General features: G+C 64.2%; 14 protein-coding genes. 2 read left to right on the forward strand and 12 right to left on the reverse strand.

All coding sequences use genetic code 11. The annotated features are described in order from the left end of the window. Nucleotides 1-22 precede the first annotated feature (22 nt). Nucleotides 23-1,033 (forward strand): Ldh family oxidoreductase, encoded by a 1,011-nt coding sequence (locus AB4099_RS17560; RefSeq protein WP_441478975.1) that lies wholly within the window; start codon nt 23-25, stop codon nt 1,031-1,033. Nucleotides 1,034-1,084: 51 nt separating this feature from the next. Here AB4099_RS17560 and hpxZ read toward each other — a convergent pair whose 3' ends face one another. From hpxZ to AB4099_RS17595, 7 genes are all read right to left on the reverse strand, one after another. After that, on the reverse strand, nt 1,085-1,489 hold the full coding sequence (gene hpxZ / locus AB4099_RS17565) for an oxalurate catabolism protein HpxZ (protein WP_441478976.1): 405 nt from the start codon (nt 1,487-1,489) through the stop codon (nt 1,085-1,087). A gap of 144 nt (nt 1,490-1,633) precedes the next feature. Further along, nucleotides 1,634-3,421 carry a peptide ABC transporter substrate-binding protein gene (locus AB4099_RS17570; RefSeq protein WP_441478977.1) on the reverse strand — a complete coding sequence of 596 codons (1,788 nt, stop codon included), beginning with the start codon at nt 3,419-3,421 and terminating at the stop codon, nt 1,634-1,636. Between the two features lie 461 nt (nt 3,422-3,882). Then, nucleotides 3,883-5,325, reverse strand: coding sequence for an aldehyde dehydrogenase family protein (locus tag AB4099_RS17575; RefSeq protein ID WP_441478978.1), 1,443 nt, complete (start codon nt 5,323-5,325; stop codon nt 3,883-3,885). A 74-nt stretch (nt 5,326-5,399) separates the two neighbouring features. Beyond that, nucleotides 5,400-6,167: an amino acid ABC transporter ATP-binding protein gene (locus AB4099_RS17580; protein WP_441479211.1), complete on the reverse strand. Its 768-nt coding sequence runs from the start codon at nt 6,165-6,167 to the stop codon at nt 5,400-5,402. Beyond that, a complete protein-coding gene (locus AB4099_RS17585) occupies nt 6,167-6,835 on the reverse strand; it encodes an amino acid ABC transporter permease (RefSeq protein ID WP_043235261.1) in 669 nt (222 codons plus the stop codon). Before AB4099_RS17585 ends, AB4099_RS17580 begins: the two co-directional genes overlap by 1 nt. 87 nt (nt 6,836-6,922) lie before the next feature. Beyond that, nucleotides 6,923-7,735 carry a transporter substrate-binding domain-containing protein gene (locus tag AB4099_RS17590; RefSeq protein WP_441478979.1) on the reverse strand — a complete coding sequence of 271 codons (813 nt, stop codon included), beginning with the start codon at nt 7,733-7,735 and terminating at the stop codon, nt 6,923-6,925. Between the two features lie 59 nt (nt 7,736-7,794). Further along, nucleotides 7,795-9,495 carry a thiamine pyrophosphate-binding protein gene (locus AB4099_RS17595; protein ID WP_441478980.1) on the reverse strand — a complete coding sequence of 567 codons (1,701 nt, stop codon included), beginning with the start codon at nt 9,493-9,495 and terminating at the stop codon, nt 7,795-7,797. A gap of 107 nt (nt 9,496-9,602) precedes the next feature. On the opposite strand from AB4099_RS17595, the gene AB4099_RS17600 reads away from it, so the two are divergent. Further along, on the forward strand, nt 9,603-10,358 hold the full coding sequence (locus AB4099_RS17600) for an IclR family transcriptional regulator (RefSeq protein ID WP_441478981.1): 756 nt from the start codon (nt 9,603-9,605) through the stop codon (nt 10,356-10,358). Between the two features lie 99 nt (nt 10,359-10,457). Here AB4099_RS17600 and AB4099_RS17605 read toward each other — a convergent pair whose 3' ends face one another. From AB4099_RS17605 to AB4099_RS17625, 5 genes are all read right to left on the reverse strand, one after another. Next, nucleotides 10,458-11,753, reverse strand: coding sequence for an NAD(P)/FAD-dependent oxidoreductase (locus AB4099_RS17605; protein WP_441478982.1), 1,296 nt, complete (start codon nt 11,751-11,753; stop codon nt 10,458-10,460). 136 nt (nt 11,754-11,889) lie between these two features. Continuing rightward, nucleotides 11,890-13,365, reverse strand: a complete 1,476-nt coding sequence (locus AB4099_RS17610; RefSeq protein WP_441478983.1) for a protein adenylyltransferase SelO — start codon at nt 13,363-13,365, stop codon at nt 11,890-11,892. A gap of 68 nt (nt 13,366-13,433) precedes the next feature. Beyond that, complete coding sequence (locus tag AB4099_RS17615) at nt 13,434-16,061, reverse strand: AAA family ATPase (protein ID WP_441478984.1); 2,628 nt, start codon at nt 16,059-16,061, stop codon at nt 13,434-13,436. A gap of 3 nt (nt 16,062-16,064) precedes the next feature. After that, the gene (locus AB4099_RS17620) at nt 16,065-17,189 is read right to left on the reverse strand and encodes a metallophosphoesterase family protein (protein WP_441478985.1); all 1,125 of its coding nucleotides are present in this window, start codon (nt 17,187-17,189) and stop codon (nt 16,065-16,067) included. A 106-nt stretch (nt 17,190-17,295) separates the two neighbouring features. Beyond that, nucleotides 17,296-18,234 (reverse strand): GlxA family transcriptional regulator, encoded by a 939-nt coding sequence (locus AB4099_RS17625; protein WP_441478986.1) that lies wholly within the window; start codon nt 18,232-18,234, stop codon nt 17,296-17,298. Nucleotides 18,235-18,327 lie beyond the last annotated feature (93 nt).

Consider the following 18,327-nt stretch of genomic DNA (forward strand, 5'->3'; position numbering starts at 1 on the left):
GCAGATACCAAGCGCCGTTCCGATGCGCGTTGCCGATCTTGTCGCGGAGGTTGCCGCTGTCTTTGCCGGCGCCGGACTCTCTCCCGCCGGCGCGAGCCGTATTGCGGAAGCCCTGGTCGAAGCGGAGCAGCAGGGCCTGAGCTCTCACGGGCTGATGCATGTGCCGCTCTATATCGAACGCCTGCGCAAGGGCTCGGTCTCGTCGCATGACGAAGCTCTGTGCGTGAGCGACCATGGCGCCGTTGCGGTTCTCGACGGCCGCCACATGCTCGGTCATCTGGCCGCCGAGCAAGCCATGGCGCTTGCCATCGCAAAGGCCCGGAGTTTCGGCATTGGCGCGGTCGCCGTGCGTCATGGGTTTCACTTCGGTGCCGCCGGCCGCTACGCCGCCCAGGCTGCCCAGGCCGGCGTGATCGGGATTGCGATGTCGAATACGCGGCCGTTGATGCCGGCCCCTGGCGGGGCTGAGCCGGCTGTCGGCAACAATCCGATCGCCATTGCCATTCCGACGGCGGACGAGCCCGCGGTGGTCGTCGATGTCGCCATGAGCGAAGGCGCTCTCGGCCGCATCCGCCATCACCAGCAGCGCGGGGAGCCGATTCCAGCGAACTGGGCCGTAACATCGGAAGGGCTTCCGACCACCGATCCAGCCGAGGCGATCAAGGGGCTGCTTCTGCCCACCGGCGGTCCCAAGGGATTTGCCCTCGCGCTTGCGGTCGACATGCTGTGCGGGCTCCTGTCAGGTGGTGCCGTGGGCGCGGAGGTGAAAGCGCTCTACGGCGACGCCGCGCAACCGAATGACTGCTCGTTTCTGTTCCTGACCCTGAATCCGGGCGCTTTCGGCGCTGAGGCCTTGCCGCGCCGCGCCGCGGCCGAGCGGGAGCGCATCAGCAACGGGCGCCGTGCGCCCGGTGCTGCGGCCATTCGTGTGCCCGGCCAGGCAAAATGGGAGAACGCCAAGCTCCGGCAGGAGATCGTGGCGGTCGACAGCCGGACGCTTGCCGCGCTGAGGGCAAGCGCCATTGGAAGCTGACTGGGGACCAGGGGCCCCCGACTGTCAAAGCGAAACAAGCGGCGCGGCTGCTCACCAGAGCCGCGGCCCGTCCATCGTTGATACGTGAGCGGAGATCACCTTCCAGCCGAGATCGGGGAAGCGCGCCCAGGTCTGGCTCTGCCGGCCGATTATGTCCTGCCCGCGGACCTTGAACTCCAGGTTCACCGTGGCAACGTCCCGCCCCAGAGTGAGAATCTCCAGCCGCAGCCGCTCTTCCTTGATGCCGGGGCCTGGCGGGCGAGCGGCGCGGTGCGCGTGGATCTCCGAGAAGCCATAACCATTCTCGTGCAACGCATAGCGGATGGTGTGCGGACTGTCCCAGAATGCTGCATCCAGCACAGCCACATCCTTGTCGATCAGCGCTTGCTCGTAGCGTTCGAACAATGCGGTGATTTCGGCAACGACATCGGGCAAATTCGGTGTCAGATCGGCCACGGTGCAGCCTCCATGAATGGTGCGCCGACGATCAAGCTGGCCCCCGTGCCCCGACACCGGATGATCAGAATTTCGCCCGCCCCCATCCGAATGGGGGCGGGCGGTGAAGCGATGGACCAGATTCGGTCGCGGAGTGCTGGACGGCTAGGTGCGGTACCAGCTCGCAAGGTTCCAGGTCGTGACTTCCCAACCCGAGATATCGGGCACCAGATTGTTCGCCGACGCGCCTACGATCGTGCGGGACAGGAGCGGCAGGATGATGTTGGCCTCGCAGAAGATCTCGTTGACCTTGATCAGCAGCGCGGCGCGCTTCACAGGGTCGAACTCCTTCTGCGCAGCCTTGTAGGCGTCATCCGCTTCCTTGCTGCCATAGCGCGAGACGTTGCGGCCGAGCCACTTGTTCTCTTTGTTGGCGATCTCCCAGGACACGAACTGGTTCAGGAAGCGCTCCGGATCAGGCTGCGGCTGCGTCGTGGTGTACATCTCCATGTCGCAGTAGAGCTTGGTGTAGGTGTCGGGATTGGAGACGTCCGAGGAGAAGAACACGGACGCGGTCACCGACTTCAGCTCGAGATCGATGCCGGCGCGCTGGCAGGCCTGCTTGATGATCGCCTGCGTCTTCTGGCGTGGCGCGTTGATCGAGGTCTGGAAGACGTATTTGAGCTTCTTGCCATCCTTCTCGCGGATGCCGTCGGCGCCCTTTTTCCAGCCGGCGTCATCGAGGATCTTGTTCGCCTTCTCGACGCTGAATTCATACTTCAGCTTCGGCGACTTGAACTGCTTCGGCTCGTTGACGAAGCTCGCCGTCGCGGCTCCGCCACGGCCGTAGATGAACTTCTGGATCGAGTCGCGGTCGATCAGCAGGTTGATCGCCTGGCGCACGGCCGGGTCGCTCAACGTCGGGTGCTTGGTCTTGACGCTGGAACGCTCGCCGTCGACTTCGGTCCACGGGTCCGTGGGGTTGAGGATGATGAACTCGACGTCGCCACCGGGAACCACCACCACGCGCCCGCGGCCACCGGTTTCCATGCGCTTGAGGATCTCGTCCTCGACCTGCATGTTCCAGGCATAGTCGTATTCGCCGGTCTGCAGCACGGCACGTGCGGCCGAGACCGCATCGCCGCCGCCCTTGACCTCAAGCGTGTCGAAATGCGGCTTGTTCTTGACGTGGTACTCGGTATTGCGTTCACCCGTGAGCAGGTCGCCCGGCTTGAACTCGACGAACTTGTAGGGGCCGGTGCCGACCGGCTTCAGGTTGGCCGGAGCCTCGCGCGACTTGGCGCCCTTGTACTCACCGAAATGATGCTTCGGGATGATCATGCCGGCGACGCCGACGAAAGCATCCGCCCAGAACGGCGTGGGATCCTTGAAGATCACCTTGACGGTGTGGGAATCCACCTTCTCGACCTTGATGTCCTTGTAGGCGCCGGTGGTGTAGGCGGCTGTCGCCGGATCGGCGGCATATTCCCAGGTGAAGACGACGTCGTCGGCCGTGAACGGCTTGCCGTCGTGCCATTTGACGCCCTGCTTCAGCTTCCAGATCACTTCCTTGCCGTCGGCAGAAAGTCCGCCATTGGCCTTGGTCGGGATCTCGGCGGCGAGCTGCGGGACGAGATTGCCCTCCTTGTCCCAGCCGGCGAGCGGCTCGAAGAACACGCGCGAGGCGATCTGGTCCTTGGTGCCGGAGGCGAAATGCGGGTTCAGCAGGGTGGGCGCCTGCCAGAGCAGGATCTTCAGCGGCCCGCCGCCGCCGGCCTTGGTCGGCTTGTAGTCGTCGGCCGGCTGCGCCATCGCAACGCCATTCCAGGCCAGCATCTGGGTCGCAATCGGTGCGCTCAGCCCGATCGCCACCATTTTTTGCACGAAGGAGCGCCGCGACAGGCCGCCTTCCTTCACATCCGCGATCAAACCTCGCAGGTCGTGTTCGTTCATAAATACCCTCCGCCGACAGGCCATTGACAATGTTCCGGGGGTCTTGCGCCCCCTGCTTTTCCCTCAAGCAGCCGCCAGCAAGGCATGGGCCAGCGAAAGCGTCAACTGGGCGCTGCAGAATGGCCAATGCTACATGGGCCGATCGTGCCGGCGTTCATGCAATGAAGCGTATCGGCGTGGATCACGGCGCAGCCGCAGCAAGCAACCGGGCTTCATGACATGGCTTTGGAGAAGGTTTGGGCCGACGCCAAGGGGGTGGCAGAAGGCAAACGATAGACATGCCCCGAACCCGAGGCGCGGGCCGAAACCAGCCGAAGGTCATTTCGAGATCGAATGGGCTCCCGCCAGCGTGCTGCCAATACCCGCGTTGCAGCATACGCCGGACGTCTGCCATCCCGGCGCAGTGGGCATTCGGAAGAATGCCCGTGATTCGGCCAGCCGTTTCTCCACCTCTCCGGCGGCTAGACCGGAAGCGTGTAGGCGGTCTTCACGGTCGTGTAGAATTCCTGCGCGTAGCGGCCCTGTTCCCGGGGACCGTAGGACGAACCTTTGCGGCCACCGAAGGGCGCGTGATAATCCGTGCCCGCGGTCGGAAGATTGACCATGACCGTTCCGGCCTCCGCGTTGCGTTTGAAGTGGCTCGCATATTTGAGGCTGCTGGTGCAGATGCCGGCCGAGAGACCGAACCTGGTATCGTTGGCGGCGACAAGCGCGGCGTCATAATCCTTGACGCGGATGACTGCTGCGACGGGGCCGAAGATCTCCTCGCGGGCGATCCGCATGGTCTGGTCAATGTCGGTGAACAACGCCGGCGACAGATAGAATCCAGGCGTGGAGCGCGCGAGAACCTCACCGCCGGAAGCGAGCCTGCCGCCTTCGTCCTGACCAAGGCGGATATAGCGCAGGTCCTGGTCGAGTTGCCTCTGGTCGACCACGGGTCCGATGCTTGCTGTCGGCTTGAGCGCATCGTCGACGACGAGCCCGCGAATGGCATCCATCAAGCGTTCCACGAAGCGGTCATGGATCTTGTCGGTGACGATCAGTCGGGACGCGGCGGTGCAGCGTTGGCCGGTCTGGTAGAAGGCGCTATTGAGCGCACAGGCAACCGCCACGTCGATATCGGCATCGTCGAGCACGACAAGCGGGTTCTTGCCGCCCATTTCGAGCTGCATCTTCTTCATCCGGTCGGATGCGACGCAGGCCTCTGCGACCTTGCGGCCGGTGGTGACAGAGCCGGTGAAGGAGATCGCGTCCACGTTATCGCTGCGCAGGATCGCCTCGCCGACGACAGATCCCGATCCCATCACGAGGTTGAAGACGCCGGCCGGGAGGCCGGCTCTGGCAAGTATGTCAGCCAGCGCATGCGCGGAACCCGGCACCAGTTCGGCAGGCTTGAGGACGATGCAGTTTCCATAGGCGAGGGCAGGCGCGATCTTCCAGGCCGGAATCGCGATGGGAAAGTTCCAAGGCGTGATCAGGCCGACGACGCCAACGGGTTCGCGGGTGATGTCGACCTCGACGCCTGGACGTATCGAGGCCAACCTGTCGCCTGCCAGGCGCAGGCACTCACCGGCAAAGAAGTGGAAGATCTGTCCGGCCCGTACGACCTCGCCAATGCCGTCGGCCAGCACCTTGCCCTCCTCACGGGAGAGCAGCATCCCGAGTTCGTCCTTGCGAGCGAGAATCTCGTCGCCAACGCTCTTCAGGATATCGTGCCGGAGCTGGATCGAGGAGCGCGACCAGGCCGGGAAGGCCGTCGCTGCCGCCTCGATGGCGTCTTGCACGTCGGCATGACTGGCCTGCGCGTAATGGGCGACGATGTCATTGGTGTTCGACGGATTGATGTTGGCGATGGCCTCACTTGCGTGACGCCACTCTCCGCCAATGTAGTTCGGCTGGACCATTGCAGGGGACTCGTGTGGCGGCGCACCGGCAGATGAATGCCGGCGCTGCGCGAGGGGAAGGCAATCGCGAAGGATCAATCGTTGATGATGGCCCGCAGGAAGCGGCGGGTGCGTTCCTCGGCCGGGTTCTCGAAGAAGGCGCGGGCTGGGGCCTCCTCGACGATCTGTCCGGCGTCGAGCAGCATGGCCCGGCTGGCAACGCTCTTGGCGAACCCGATCTCGTGGGTCACCACGACCATTGTCATGTTGTGCTCCTGGTGCACCTTGCGGATGACCTGGAGAACCTCCTCGCGCATCTCGGGGTCGAGCGCCGATGTCGGCTCGTCGAACAGCATCAGGGTGGGGTTCATCGCCAGCGCCCGGGCGATCGCCACGCGTTGACGCTGCCCGCCTGAGAGCTGGAACGGATAGACATTCGCCTTCTCCGCCATGCCGACCTGTTCGAGCAGCTTTCTGCCCTGTTCCGTCGCGATGCGGGGCGGCGTCCCGAGAATCTTCATCGGCGCGATGGTGATGTTCTCAAGCGCCGTCATGTGCGGGAACAGATTGAAGTTCTGGAAGACGAAGCCCGTGGACAGGCGAATTTTCTGCAACGTATCGGGATTGGCCGTTTCGACATTGCGCCCGCCCACGGAGATGTCGCCGCGATTGATCGTCTCGAGGCCGTTGATGCAGCGCAGCAGCGTGCTCTTGCCGCAACCGCTGGGGCCGCAGAGCACCAGCACTTCGCCCTGTGCGACGTCGAGGGAAATGCCGTTGAGCACGCTGACGGCACCATAGGATTTGTGGACGTCGCGAATACGGATGAAGGCCTGAGCCGAGGCTGCCGGTGCGCCCGTCATCAGATCGGTTGCCATTTTTGAAGCCTTTCGAGCATCCGCATGAGCAGGGCGTACCCCCAGATAAGCGCCACATACAGAACGGCTGCGCCAGTATAGAACTCAAGCGGGCGGAAGAATTGGACCGTCAGTTCCTGAGCCCGGAACATCACCTCCGGTACCGCGATCAGCACTGTTACGGTCACGTTCTTGATGACTGTGATGTGGACATTGGTGAGGGACGGCAGGGTCGCGAAGAACGCCTGAGGCAGCGTGATGTAACGCATCACTTTCCAGCGCGAGAACCCGAGGGATTGTGCGGCCTGGGTTTGCGTGGCCGGGATCGCCTCAAGGCCGCCGCGAAACGCTTCGCAGGCAAGTGCAGCCCCGTTCAGGGATAGCGCGATGATCGAGCTCACGGTCGGAGAAAACGAAACTCCTGTCAGGATCGGCATGACATAGTGGATCCAGATCAGCAGGACCACGACGGGAAGCGTGCGGAACAGGTCGACGAAGACCACCGAGGCGCCGCGCAGCAACCAGCGCCGCGACATGCTCATCGCCGCCAGTACGACGCCGAGAATGGTCGTGATGATGATGCTGGGAAAACTCGTCCACCACGCGTGCCAGAGTCCGCCCGCGAGATAGGGCCCGTATTCGGTCAGAACGCCGAATTGAAATGTGTAATTCATGATCTCATTCGACCAGCATTTTCCGGAGCAGAGACGTGCCAGGGGGCGGATATGCGACGGGCGTCCGCCCCTTGCCTGGTTCGTCGGCTAGCGCGGCCCTACAGCCAGTTCAGGCGGCAGGTTCCATTTCTCGGCGAGGGTGCGGTACCACCCCCGCAGCTTCATGGAGCGGACATAGGTGTCGAGGAAGACCAGAAGGTCGAGATCGGCATATCGTACAGCATGGTTCATGCTGGTCCATTCCGTCTGATCGCTGGCGAACTTGATATTCCGCAGCTCGGCCGGGCGCTCCTGAGCGCGCAACTCATTCGAGACGGAATCGCCGATATAGGCCGTCGACCGCCCTTGCATGACCTCGAGCACCGCCGCTCCCGTATCGGAAAGCGGCGTGACCTTCGCCTTCTTGAAGGTGCGCTGGGCATATTGCTGGGCAGCGGTGCCCGAGACCACGGAGAGGACATTGCCCTCCTTGTCCAGGTCCGCGAAGGACCGTACCGGGCTATCGGCGCGAACCATGGCTGTGGACGAGAGGTAACCGAAGGCCTCTCCAAACGCGACCGCCGTTGCGCGCTCGGGCGTCGCTCCGAGCCCGCTCATGATGACGTCCCATTTGCCGGCCTGGAGGCCGGCCACGAGGCCGCTCCAGGTCGTGTTGACGAGCTCGACCTTGATGCCGGTCATCGCCTCGAGATTGCGAATGTCGTCGACGATGAGGCCTTCGTACTGGCTGGTCTTCGGGTTCAGCAGGACGAACTTGTTCCAGGGCGCGACGCCGACGACCAGCTTCTTCTCGGATATGATCCGATCGAGCGTGGGGCCTGCGGAAGCTCCGGAGGCAGACAGCGCGACGACCGCTGCGACAGCGGCCGACGCAAGTGTGTTGGCGATGGTTCTCAGCATGCTCTTCCCCTTTTGTGGCGCTGTTGAACAGATCGGCTCTCGTGAGGTGATCGACCGCATCAATGGACCGCGTCGCGGGCGAGGATGGTCTCGAAGCCGACGATCGGTGCCGTGGCGTTGGGATCGATGACGACGTCGATGACGAAGGGACCATCGGCAGCAAGGCCTGCGGTCAGGGTCGCGGCGATCGCCTCCGGATCCGTGACGCGCTCGCCGCGGCATTTCAGGGCTCGACCGACTTCCGAATAGTCGATGTCGAGGAAGTCGCACTCGAGATAGCGGCCCATCACCTTCTGCTCCCAATGCCGCTGGAAACCGAGGGTGCCGTTGTTGAACACGACGACGAGGAGATCGACGCCGTAGCGGGCGGCGGTTTCGAGCTCGTTGATGACGTAGCCAAAGGCGCCGTCGCCGGTCACGCAGACGACCTTGAGCGACGGATCAGCCATTTTGGCGCCGATGGCGGCGGGCAGGCTCCAGCCGATTCCGCCGGTTCCTCGCGGCGAGAGGATGAAGCGCCCCGAACCCGGCACATCGATATGGCTCATCGCCCAGCCGGTGATGTAGCTGGCATCCGTGACGATGAGGGTCTTTTCGTCGACCTGCGCCGAGATTTCGGCGAGCAGGCGTTCGGGCCGGATCGGCGTCTGCGTCGATTCCGCGACCGGCCGGAACTCGGCCCTCCAGTTCGCCGTCAGCTGGTCGATTCGCGCCCTGGTCTTCGGGTTGGTTCGGGCCAGGCCGCGATCGGCGCAATGGGCCATCAGATCGCGCAGGGTATCACGCACGTCGCCGACCATGGCGATGTCGGTCGCGAAATTTCGGCCGATTTCGGCCGGGTCGATATCGAGATGGATCAGCTTGGTTTCAGGCTTGGGCAGCGACCAGTCGCTGTAGCAGATCTGGCCGGTACGCGAGCCGAGCACGAAGACGACGTCGGCCTCGGCGAACAGTGCGTTGGAGATCTGCCCGCGACCATAGCGCCCACCCGTGGTGGACCCGAGCGGGCCCACAGCAAGAGGGTGTGCATCGGCAATAGCTCCGCGCCCGGTCATGGTTGTGGCGACCGGAATGTCGAACAGTTCCGCCAGCATCCGGATTTCCTCTTCGGCACCGGAGATGATCGATCCGCCGCCCGCGATCAGCAGCGGTCGCTGGGCCGTCGCGAGCAACTCGGCCGCCTTCTCGATGGATTCGCGGCTGGCCCGGACCCGGTTGGCCGGGAAATGCGTGTAGGCTTGGTCGGCCCAGGTCTGGGCTTCGGCTTCCGCGGCCAGGACATCGCCAGGGCAAAGCAGGACCACGGGGCCCGGCCGCCCCGATGTTGCGATCCGGAAGGCCTTGCGCACTGCGTCGGCCGCCTGCTCCGGAGCGTCGATGCGTGTCACGTCCTTCACGTAGGGCGCAAGGGCAACCGCATGATCGAGCGCGCTGCTGGCGTTCTTGTTCTTGAGGCGCAGCGGGTGGTCCTGGACGAGTGCGATCACCGGCACGGAGGAGCGCTGTGCCTCCAGCAGACCGGTGATCAGATTGGTCGCGCCCGGTCCGAAGGTGGCGGCGCACACGCCTGGCCGGCCGGTCACCTGGGCATAGCCATGCGCCATGATTGCCGCATGCTTCTCGTCGCGCACCGTGACGATCCGCGTGAATGCGCGGTCGACGGCGTGGAACACATGGATCGGATCCTCCATGCCGAACAGGCAGGTCACCCCGTAGCTCTTCAGGGTTTCGTAAAGTAGCGCGCCGCCGGTGCCCCGCATGGGTGTCTCCTCTTGACAGTCGGAAAAGTGTTGCTTATTACGCAACATGTTGATTATTTATCGTACGCAGGACATCTGCGCGGCGTCAAGCCGCCAAGCGAGCGCTCATGAAATCGATTGAGAAGGCCGTTAGTGCACTGCAATTGCTCGTCAATTCGGGAGGCGAGCTGCGGGTTGGTGAGACCAGCCGTCACTTGAAGGTCACCCGCAGCAGCGCCTCGCGACTGCTGGCTTCGCTGGCGAGCGGGGGGCTGATCGAGCAGGATGCGGCGACGCAGCGCTACAGGGCGGGCATCCTGGCCGTGCAGCTGGCTGCCAGCTTTCACCGGAATTTCGATCTGGTGGAACAGGCGCAAAAGGAAATGGAGGAGCTCGCCCGTCAGACCGAGCACACGGTGTGGTTGGGCGTGTTGTCCGGCACCGAGGTCGTCGTCCTCAAGACGGCGCGCGGCTCGCAGCCGATCCAGTTCACGGTCGAGCCTGGCCACAGGCTACCCGCGCATGCAGCCGCCATGGGGAAGGCGCTTCTCGCCGTCAAACCAGACGCGGAGATACGCAGTCTCTTTGCTGCAGCGCTCGACCCCGTGACGAAGCAGACTCTGGTCTCGATCGACGATTTGCTGCGCGAGGTCGCGATGTCGCGATTGCGCGGCTATGCGATCTCGAACCAGGAACTCTTCGACGGCGTGAAAGCCATCTCCGTTGCCTTTGAGGATCCGCACAAGGGCATGAACATCGCCATCAGCGTTTCCTACCCGCTATTCGCCTTCGAAGGCGGGAGCGACCAGCCGGTCGTCGATGCGCTGCTCCTGTTCGCCCATCACTTCGGTTCCCGGATCGGGGACAAACGCTGGACGAAGTAGGACACGCTGACGAGAAAGCGCCGCGGGCGACGTGATCTTATGGGCATCCGATGCCGGCGCGGCATGCCAGCCCGGGGGCTCTTCTTCCCTTGGGGGCTGCTATCGCGGTTTCGGCAGGCCTTCGTTTTCGCGCCCCTGCGTGATCAGGCGCGAGCTTCTCTGGTCGCGCGTATGCACCCACAGCCAACTCAACGCCACACTCACCCGATTGCGGACGCCGATCAGGAAATAGATATGGGCGAGGCCCCATAGCCACCAGGCCAGTGCGCCGCGGAGCTTGAAAAGGCCGAAATCGATCACCGCAAGCCGCTTCCCGATCGTCGCCAGACTGCCCGCGTGCTTGTAGCGAAAGGCGGGCAGCCCACGCTCTCCGCGAAGCCGGAGGCGGATTGCCTTCGCGACGTATTGTCCCTGTTGCTTGGCTGCGGGCGCGATGCCCGGAACAGGGCTGCCATCGGGCGCAGCCACGCTTGCCGTGTCGCCAATGACGAAGATTTCGGGTCTGCCTGGTACGGTGAGATCTGGCTCGACCTTGACCCGTCCGGCCCTGTCCGCGGGAGCATCCAGCCAGCCGGCTGCGGGGGACGCCTGCACGCCGGCAGCCCAGATGATCGTCGCCGCGGCAAGCGTCGTGTCGCCATAGACCACGCCCTCGGCGGTGCACTGCGACACTGGTTGTCCAAGGAAGATCTCGACGCCGAGCCTTTCAAGGGCGCGATGGGCATAGGCGGACAGGTCGGGCGCGAAGCCGCCAAGCACGCGCGGAGCGGCTTCGATCAGCACCACGCGCGCCCTGCGGGTATCGATGTTGCGGAAGTCCTCGGGAAGGGTGGAGCGCGCCAGTTCGGCAATCGTGCCCACCAGTTCGACGCCGGTGGGGCCGGCACCGATGATGACGAAGGTGAGCAGTGCAGCCTGTTTCAGCGCATCCGTTTCCCGTTCCGCCTTCTCGAAGGCGAGGAGAATGCGGCGCCTGATCGTCGTGGCGTCCTCGAGGGTCTTCAGGCCGGGCGCGAAGGGTTCCCAATCATCATGCCCGAAATAGGCATGTCGCGCGCCGGTCGCCACGATCAAACTGTCATAGGCAAGCGTGGATCCGTCGTCGAGGATAACGCGCCTGGCCTCGGGGTCGATGTCATTGACGCTGGCCAGGAGTGTCGTGATTTCCGGGCGCTTGCGCAGGAGATGCCGGATCGGCCAGGCGATTTCCGACGTCGCGAGCGAGGCGGTGGCCACCTGGTAGAGAAGAGGCTGAAACAGGTGGTGATTGCGACAATCAACGATGGTGATCCGGACAGGCGCGCCGGCGAGGCGGTGGACCGCCTCGAGCCCGCCGAACCCGGCGCCGACCACGACCACATGATGGCGGTCGGAGAATGCATCTTGTGTCGCCACAGAAGGATACTCGAAATGACGGGCCGGCTTACCGAGAGTAGGGGGCTTGAGAGCGAGCCGACAAGGCGAGATTTGGCAACGGGCCCGTCGTTAAGCGTTTCGAACAGACCCCGGCCCGGAACCAGCCCGGCAGAATTCAGGTTCCGCAGAACGTCGCGAGCACGCGCTCATGAGCCGCCGGGGGGCGGGCGTAGTCCTCCCGCCCTGGCTGCTCGTCATAGGGATTTGCCAGAACCGCCAGCAAGTCCTCGAAGGGAGCGAGATCTTGCCGCTCCACGGCCGCCTCGATTGCGACCTCGACACGATGGTTGCGGGGGATGAACAGCGGGTTCACTGCGCGCATCGTCTTCACCCGTTCCGCGGGAGAAATGGCTTCGCGCGCCAGCCGTTGCTGCCAGGCGCTTTCCCAGTTGTCGAACTCCGCGGGATTGCCGAACAGGTCGCGGCAAGCGCTCCCTGCCGCAGCCGCTGTCCCATCCGAGCTCAACCGCCGGAATACGAGCGTGAAATCGGCCTGGCCGCGCTGCATCGTGTCGAGCAGGGTCTTGATCATCACGACATCATCCGCCTCATCGGCGAAAAGCCCGAGCTTGCGGCGGAAACCACCGATCAATGCACTTTGGAACTGCTCATCGAACTGGTTCAGCGCCGCCTGGGCCAACTCAACCGCGTGGTCCTGGTCGTCGGCCAGCAGGGGGAGCAGCGCTTCGGCGAATCGTGTCAGATTCCAGCGCGCGACGGGCGGCTGGTTGCCATAGGCGTAACGCCCGCGCTCGTCGATGGCGCTGAACACCGTGCCCGGGTCGTAGGCATCCATGAAGGCGCACGGCCCATAGTCCAGCGTTTCGCCCGCAATCGACATGTTGTCGGTGTTCATCACGCCATGGATGAACCCGATCTGCATCCAACGCGCGACAAGTGCAGCCTGTACGGCGATGACGGCCTCCAGCAAGGCCAGATACGGTGCTGTGCTGGCCCTGACATCAGGATAGTGCCGGGCGATGACGTGGTCGGCGAGGAGGCGCAGTCCCTCGACATCACTGCGGGCCGCGAAGAACTGGAATGTCCCAATCCTGATATGGCTGGAGGCGACGCGGGTCAGCACCGCTCCGGGGAGCAGCGTCTCGCGCCTGACCGTTTCGCCCGTCAACACTGCGGCGAGCGCGCGCGTCGTCGGCACGCCCAATGCAGCCATCGCCTCGCTGACGATATACTCCCGCAGCACCGGCCCCAGTGCCGCCCGCCCATCGCCCCGACGTGAGAACGGTGTCAGCCCTGCACCCTTGAGCTGGATGTCGCGGCGCTTGCCATCGCGATCGATCACCTCTCCGAGCAGGACGGCGCGTCCGTCGCCGAGCTGCGGGCTGAACCCGCCGAACTGGTGACCGGCATAGGCCGTGGCAATGGGCTCGGCCCCTTCGGCAACACGGTTGCCTGCAAGCATCTCCGTGCCGTCGGGACCCGCCAGCCAGACCGGATCAAGGCCGAGCTGTTCCGCGAGCGCCGTGTTCAGCCGCAGGAGCCGCGGCGAACGGACTGCGCTTGGGGTTACTCTCGCGAAGAAGCGCTCGGGGAAGCGGACGTAGGAATTGTCGAAGGGAATGGCGGTCATAGGACGTAGATAAGCCTTGGCAGCAACAGGGCAACTCTGACCCCGGGCCCGTATCCTCTCGGGCGAGGCTAAATGCGCCTGATCGGAGCGCCGAGCTGGATGAAATCCTTCTCTCGACAGGTCAGGATGAGGATCTGCAGGGAACCGGCGGCCTTGTTCAAGACGAGGTGCATCCGGTCGAGACGCTCTTCGTCGGTGTTGACCAGGGCGTCGTCGAGGATGACGATGGATGGTTGGCCAAAGCCCCGCAGGATGTCGGCCAGTGCCAGGCGCGTGATTACCGCTGTCTGCTCTCTGGCGCCCATGCTGAGCTGTCTGAAGGGCTCTTCGATTCCAGCGCGGACGAAGTGCTCGATCTCGAGCGTGTCTTCATTGAGCACGATCTGGCTGTCGGGATGGAGCAGGCGCAAATAGGGCGCAACCCGTTCACGCACCGGGCCGAGCCAGCGGTCCTTGGACTCGCGCTGCGCGTCCGCCAAGGTCTCGTAGAGAAGTCGGGCGCCATCGGCCTGGGCCCTTGTCGTGCCGAGCTGCTTTTGCTTGAGCGCGATCTGACCTTCGATCTCGGCCAGCTGCTCACCTAATCCATCGCGACCAAGCGCCCTCAGTTCGATCTCGAGATCGCGAGCCTCGCGGGCCGTCCTCTCAAGATCGGCGCGGATATTCTCAGCTGCGTTCCGGGCTCTGGAGAGGGCCAGAGAGGCGGCTTCTGGGTTCGCCTGCTCAAGTGCGCGAATGGCAGCCTGTTCAACCTCCTTGGCGGTGCTGTGGGCCGATTGGGCTGCGTCAAAGCTAGCCTGCAGCTCGGCATCCGAGATCTTGGAGCGAGCCTCGATGAGGTCGCGCACCTTCTCGTTGGCGTTCGTGATTGCGGCATTCAGGCGTTCGTTCCAGACCGCTGCTTCAAGCGTGGCCTTGTCATGCTGGGCGCGGTGCCGGGCCGCGGCGTCTTCGGCGGCCTTCTCGTCCTGGATGCCGATCCGTTGGGTCTCGACGGCCCGGGCGCGGCTCTCATCCGAGGCTTCACCTGCGTCGATGTCCCGCGCAGCAAACTGGGTGGCGATCGCGCGCTGGTTCTGGGTCTCCTGTCGAAGGGCCTCGAGCCCCTTGGGGGCTGTGGCGCTGATCAGTTTCCTCTGCAGCTCCGCTTCGGCAATCGCTTCGGCCTTGTGCAGCACTTGCGATCTTGCCGCCTCGAAGCTGGCGCAACCGGTCTTGCGCAGCTCGCTCTGGAACACGCGTTCCGCTTCACTCAAAGTTTGCGCGAGATCATCGACGCCGCCCCCTGGATGGACGACCAACTGGCCGAACCCTTCGAGTTCGATCGTGGCGTCCTTTGCCAGCAGCAGGGGCGCACCCGGCGAAATTGGCTTTCCGTCCGAAGAGACGCTTTGTCCGGCGTTCGGCTTGAATTCGATCCGGACACTCGCCGCCTCGAGCCGGGCCCTGGCTTTGGCAACCTGTTCGGCGGCCCGCTCCAGCGTGTCGATCTCGGCCTTCGTGACGGTGATGGCTGCAGCTGCGGCCAATGCGGTCATGCGCTTGCTGTCAGCCTCTTCAGCGCTCCTGAGATCGAGTTCCAGGCGGGTGAGGAGATGCAGCGCGCGGCTGCGATCGATGGCCTGCTGGACCGCGGCGAGAGCTTCGTCCGTAGCAGCCCGGGCAGCCCGGGCTTGCGCCAGCGCCGCAGTGGTCGTGGCGGTCGTTCGTTCGAGCCGGCTTACAAGGCTCTTGGCATCCTCGGCATCGTGAGTGGCCTGGGCCAGCGCTGCGCGCGCGGCATCGGCCATTTTCACGAGCGTTTGCCGCGATGAGAGCCGTTCCGCAGCTGCCTCGGTCTCCGCCTTACAGCGTGTCGTGTCGCGGCGGGCGTCAGCAACGATCGTCTCAAGCATCTCAGCCTGTACCATCGCCTCCTGCGCAGAGGCGAGAGCGGACAGGGCTTTCTCGAGAGACGCGTCCTTGTGATAGCGCGCGATGATCTCGCGCTTCCTTGCGAGTTCGCCGACCTTGCTGTCATGGGCCGCGAGGCGAGAGGACATCTCTTCGCGACGAGCGGAGAGGGCGTCGACATCGTCGAGCAGCGCCTTGTAGTCACCGCGCGGCTTGTAGCGCTTGTCCCAGTAGGTGCTGCGCCGGGCCTCGGCTGCAGCAATGAGAGCTCTTCCGCGCTCTCCGCCTATGACCTGACCGACTTCGGATTCAAGTGCCGAGGAGAGCGAGTCCCGGCCGGCGCCGATACCGAGCGCCTGATGGGAGAGCCCTTGCTCGACCCAGAGAAGCCCGAAGATGCCCTGGTGATCCTGCGGTTTGGAAGCACCGCGGCCGGGTGGCGTAAACCCGAACAACTCCGCCAGGCGATCATCGGCCGCGTCGCCGATGTGACGTTCGTTGGCCCCGATCAGCTCGGCCTCGGGTTTCTGGCAGAAGGCCTTGCGAAGCGACCAGGCCTGCCCATTGAGCTCGAAGTCGACTTTGACCTGGGGCCGGACATTCTGGTTGTAGGGCAGCATTGCCTGGGCGGCTTCGCCACCGACGCGGTGACGCTCGAAGAAGGCGGCTCGCAGGGCTGCGAGAATGGTCGACTTACCGGCTTCGTTGTCTCCCGAGATGACATTGAGGCCATCCTGGAGGTCGCCGATGACGACGGATCGGAGCTTCCGGAAATCCTCGATCTCCAGGCGGCGAAGGAACATGACTCAAGCGCCCTTGGAGAAATGGTCGAGATACATCATGCGAAGCGCCATGCGCGCAGCGCCAGCCTCCGGATCGCTGTCATTGGCTGCCTTGGCGCGCAGCCGCTCGACAGCGGTGCGAACGAAGCCGGATTTGTCGAGCGCATCGAGATCATCGGAGGTCGGCTCATCGACCAAGCCGCTGTCGTCGATCTCGAGATGGTGAAGGCGGGCCTCCCAGGAACGAAGCTCGCTTTCGAGGCGCCGGCGTTCGGCAAGGCTAACACTGCCTGCCAGCGAGAGCGAGACCACCTGGTGGCGATGGCTCGCGGCGAGATCGCTGAGCGTTTCGATGGCGCGATCGCATGTGCCGTCGATGAGTTCGACCGCGACCTTGTTCCAGCGAAAGTGCCCGACAGCGACGGTCTCGACGATCTCCGACGCACGCGGTCCGGGGATGTCGACGATGTTAACCGACCCGGCGTCGTTGGCCTTGTGACGGTCAGGTTCGGGCGTCCCGGAATAATAGGTCCGAAGGGCGATCTTCAAAGCTCCGTGCCAGTCGCCGAGCGCAAGATAGCAAAGATTGGCTGTCTCGGATCGATCCTCCGGGATTTCGTTCGACGATTCCGCGGCGCCCGGCAATCGATTGGCAACGCTGCCATGGGCCAGGCCAATACGGCATGCTCCATCCGGGGACGGCGCATCGACGAACCAGGTGGTCTGGTCGATGGCCTCTCGTCGGCGACGCAAGGGGGCGGGCAGAACGACAGCCCTCCCGCTCCAGAGATCGAGCGGTTCCGGCTTGTCGGCGATGATGACGTTCGCCGCGGGGCCCATGGCCTGAATCCGTGTCCAGACACTGTGGGCCAGGGCCGCGTCATGGTTTCCGGGCAGGAATATCCACTGTCCCTTGAAGGCGGCGAGGGCTTCGAGCGTGCGCACGATGGTCCGGTCCGAGACCGAGTTGCTGTCGAAGGCATCGCCTGCAACCAGCACGGCATCGACCTGTCGCTCATGCGCCAGGCTGGCAATCGTCTCGACGGTCTTGATCCGCTGTGATCGCAGTTCCGCCCCGGGATCGCCGACAATGTTGGAGAACGGCTTACCGATCTGCCAGTCGGCGGTATGAAGAAAGCGAAATGCCACTGCGTCCCCCAGCCAAGTCGCCACCATCGTCGCTGGGCGTGAAAATGCAAGCTTCGGCTGCCGGTTTCTCGGGGACGGGTGGTTCCCGATGACCGCGATCGCCGCGCTAGCCCGTGGCGCGTGCGTTGCGCCGGATAGCCTGTGGCGGCTGGCCATAGTTTCTCAAAAAGGCACGCCGCATCCGCTCGCGGTCGGCGAAGCCGGTTTGCTCGGCGATGGTCTCGACGGGATGGCCAGTCTGCTCCATCAACAGGCGCGCGGCTTCGACCCGCAGGTTCTCCACCGCCTTGGCTGGGGACTGGCCGGTCTCAGCGCGGAAGGCGCGGCTGAACTGGCGGGGGCTCAGCCGGGCGGCCTCCGCGAGATCCTCGACGCTCAAGCGCGACTGGAGATTGCTCCTGGCATAGTCGAGTGCTGACTGAACCCGGTCGGACTTGGCGTCCATGTCGAGCAAGGCGGAATGCTGCGACTGGCCGCCGGCGCGGCGGAGATAGACAACGAGTTTTCGTGCCGTCAGGCGTGCGACTTCAGGGCCGAGATCCTTCTCGATCATGCCGAGCGCGAGATCGATGCCTGCACTTGCGCCGGCGGATGTCCAGATCGGACCATCGACGACGAAGATGCGATCGGGATCGACCTTGATCCTGGGATAACGTGCGGCGAGATCCCTGGCGCTTGCCCAATGGGTCGTCGCCTGGCGTCCGTCGAGCAGGCCGGCCTGGGCCAGCACGAAGGCACCCGTGCAGATCGAGGCGACCCGGCGTGCCTTGGTCGCCGACCGGCGCACGAAGTCGACCATCGCGGGCGACACCTCCGATCCCGCGAGATCGCCACCGAAGATCATGGTGTCATGGGGTGCGTCGTCGAAGGGGTCGGTCTCCAGCATCAGGCCGAGTGAGCTCTTCACAGCTCCTCCGCTCTGCGACATCACCCGCACGTCATAGAAGGCATGGGGTACCGAAAGGTTGGCGAATTCGAAAGCCGAGAGCGCAGCGAAGCTCATCAGCTGGAAGCCCGGCGAAACGACGAAACCGATCCGATGCATGGCACACTCCGATCAGGTCTTTGATGTCCTGAAAGGTGGTATAAATGACATTTGAGACGCGAGCAAGCAGCCCTAGATTTCGTCGCCATGGAG

The sequence above is a fragment of the Allobosea sp. 2KB_26 genome, assembly GCF_052115715.1.
GTDB lineage: Bacteria > Pseudomonadota > Alphaproteobacteria > Rhizobiales > Beijerinckiaceae > Allobosea.

Excerpts from the sequence above, each read along its gene's own strand:
- AB4099_RS17560 (WP_441478975.1), top strand. The coding sequence starts at position 23 with ATGCGCGTTGCCGATCTTGTCGCGGAGGTTGCCGCTGTCTTTGCCGGC.
- AB4099_RS17570 (WP_441478977.1), bottom strand. The coding sequence starts at position 3,421 with ATGAACGAACACGACCTGCGAGGTTTGATCGCGGATGTGAAGGAAGGC.
- AB4099_RS17575 (WP_441478978.1), bottom strand. The coding sequence starts at position 5,325 with ATGGTCCAGCCGAACTACATTGGCGGAGAGTGGCGTCACGCAAGTGAG.
- AB4099_RS17580 (WP_441479211.1), bottom strand. The coding sequence starts at position 6,167 with ATGACGGGCGCACCGGCAGCCTCGGCTCAGGCCTTCATCCGTATTCGC.
- AB4099_RS17585 (WP_043235261.1), bottom strand. The coding sequence starts at position 6,835 with ATGAATTACACATTTCAATTCGGCGTTCTGACCGAATACGGGCCCTAT.
- AB4099_RS17590 (WP_441478979.1), bottom strand. The coding sequence starts at position 7,735 with ATGCTGAGAACCATCGCCAACACACTTGCGTCGGCCGCTGTCGCAGCG.
- AB4099_RS17595 (WP_441478980.1), bottom strand. The coding sequence starts at position 9,495 with ATGCGGGGCACCGGCGGCGCGCTACTTTACGAAACCCTGAAGAGCTAC.
- AB4099_RS17600 (WP_441478981.1), top strand. The coding sequence starts at position 9,603 with ATGAAATCGATTGAGAAGGCCGTTAGTGCACTGCAATTGCTCGTCAAT.
- AB4099_RS17610 (WP_441478983.1), bottom strand. The coding sequence starts at position 13,365 with ATGACCGCCATTCCCTTCGACAATTCCTACGTCCGCTTCCCCGAGCGC.
- AB4099_RS17615 (WP_441478984.1), bottom strand. The coding sequence starts at position 16,061 with ATGTTCCTTCGCCGCCTGGAGATCGAGGATTTCCGGAAGCTCCGATCC.
- AB4099_RS17625 (WP_441478986.1), bottom strand. The coding sequence starts at position 18,234 with ATGCATCGGATCGGTTTCGTCGTTTCGCCGGGCTTCCAGCTGATGAGC.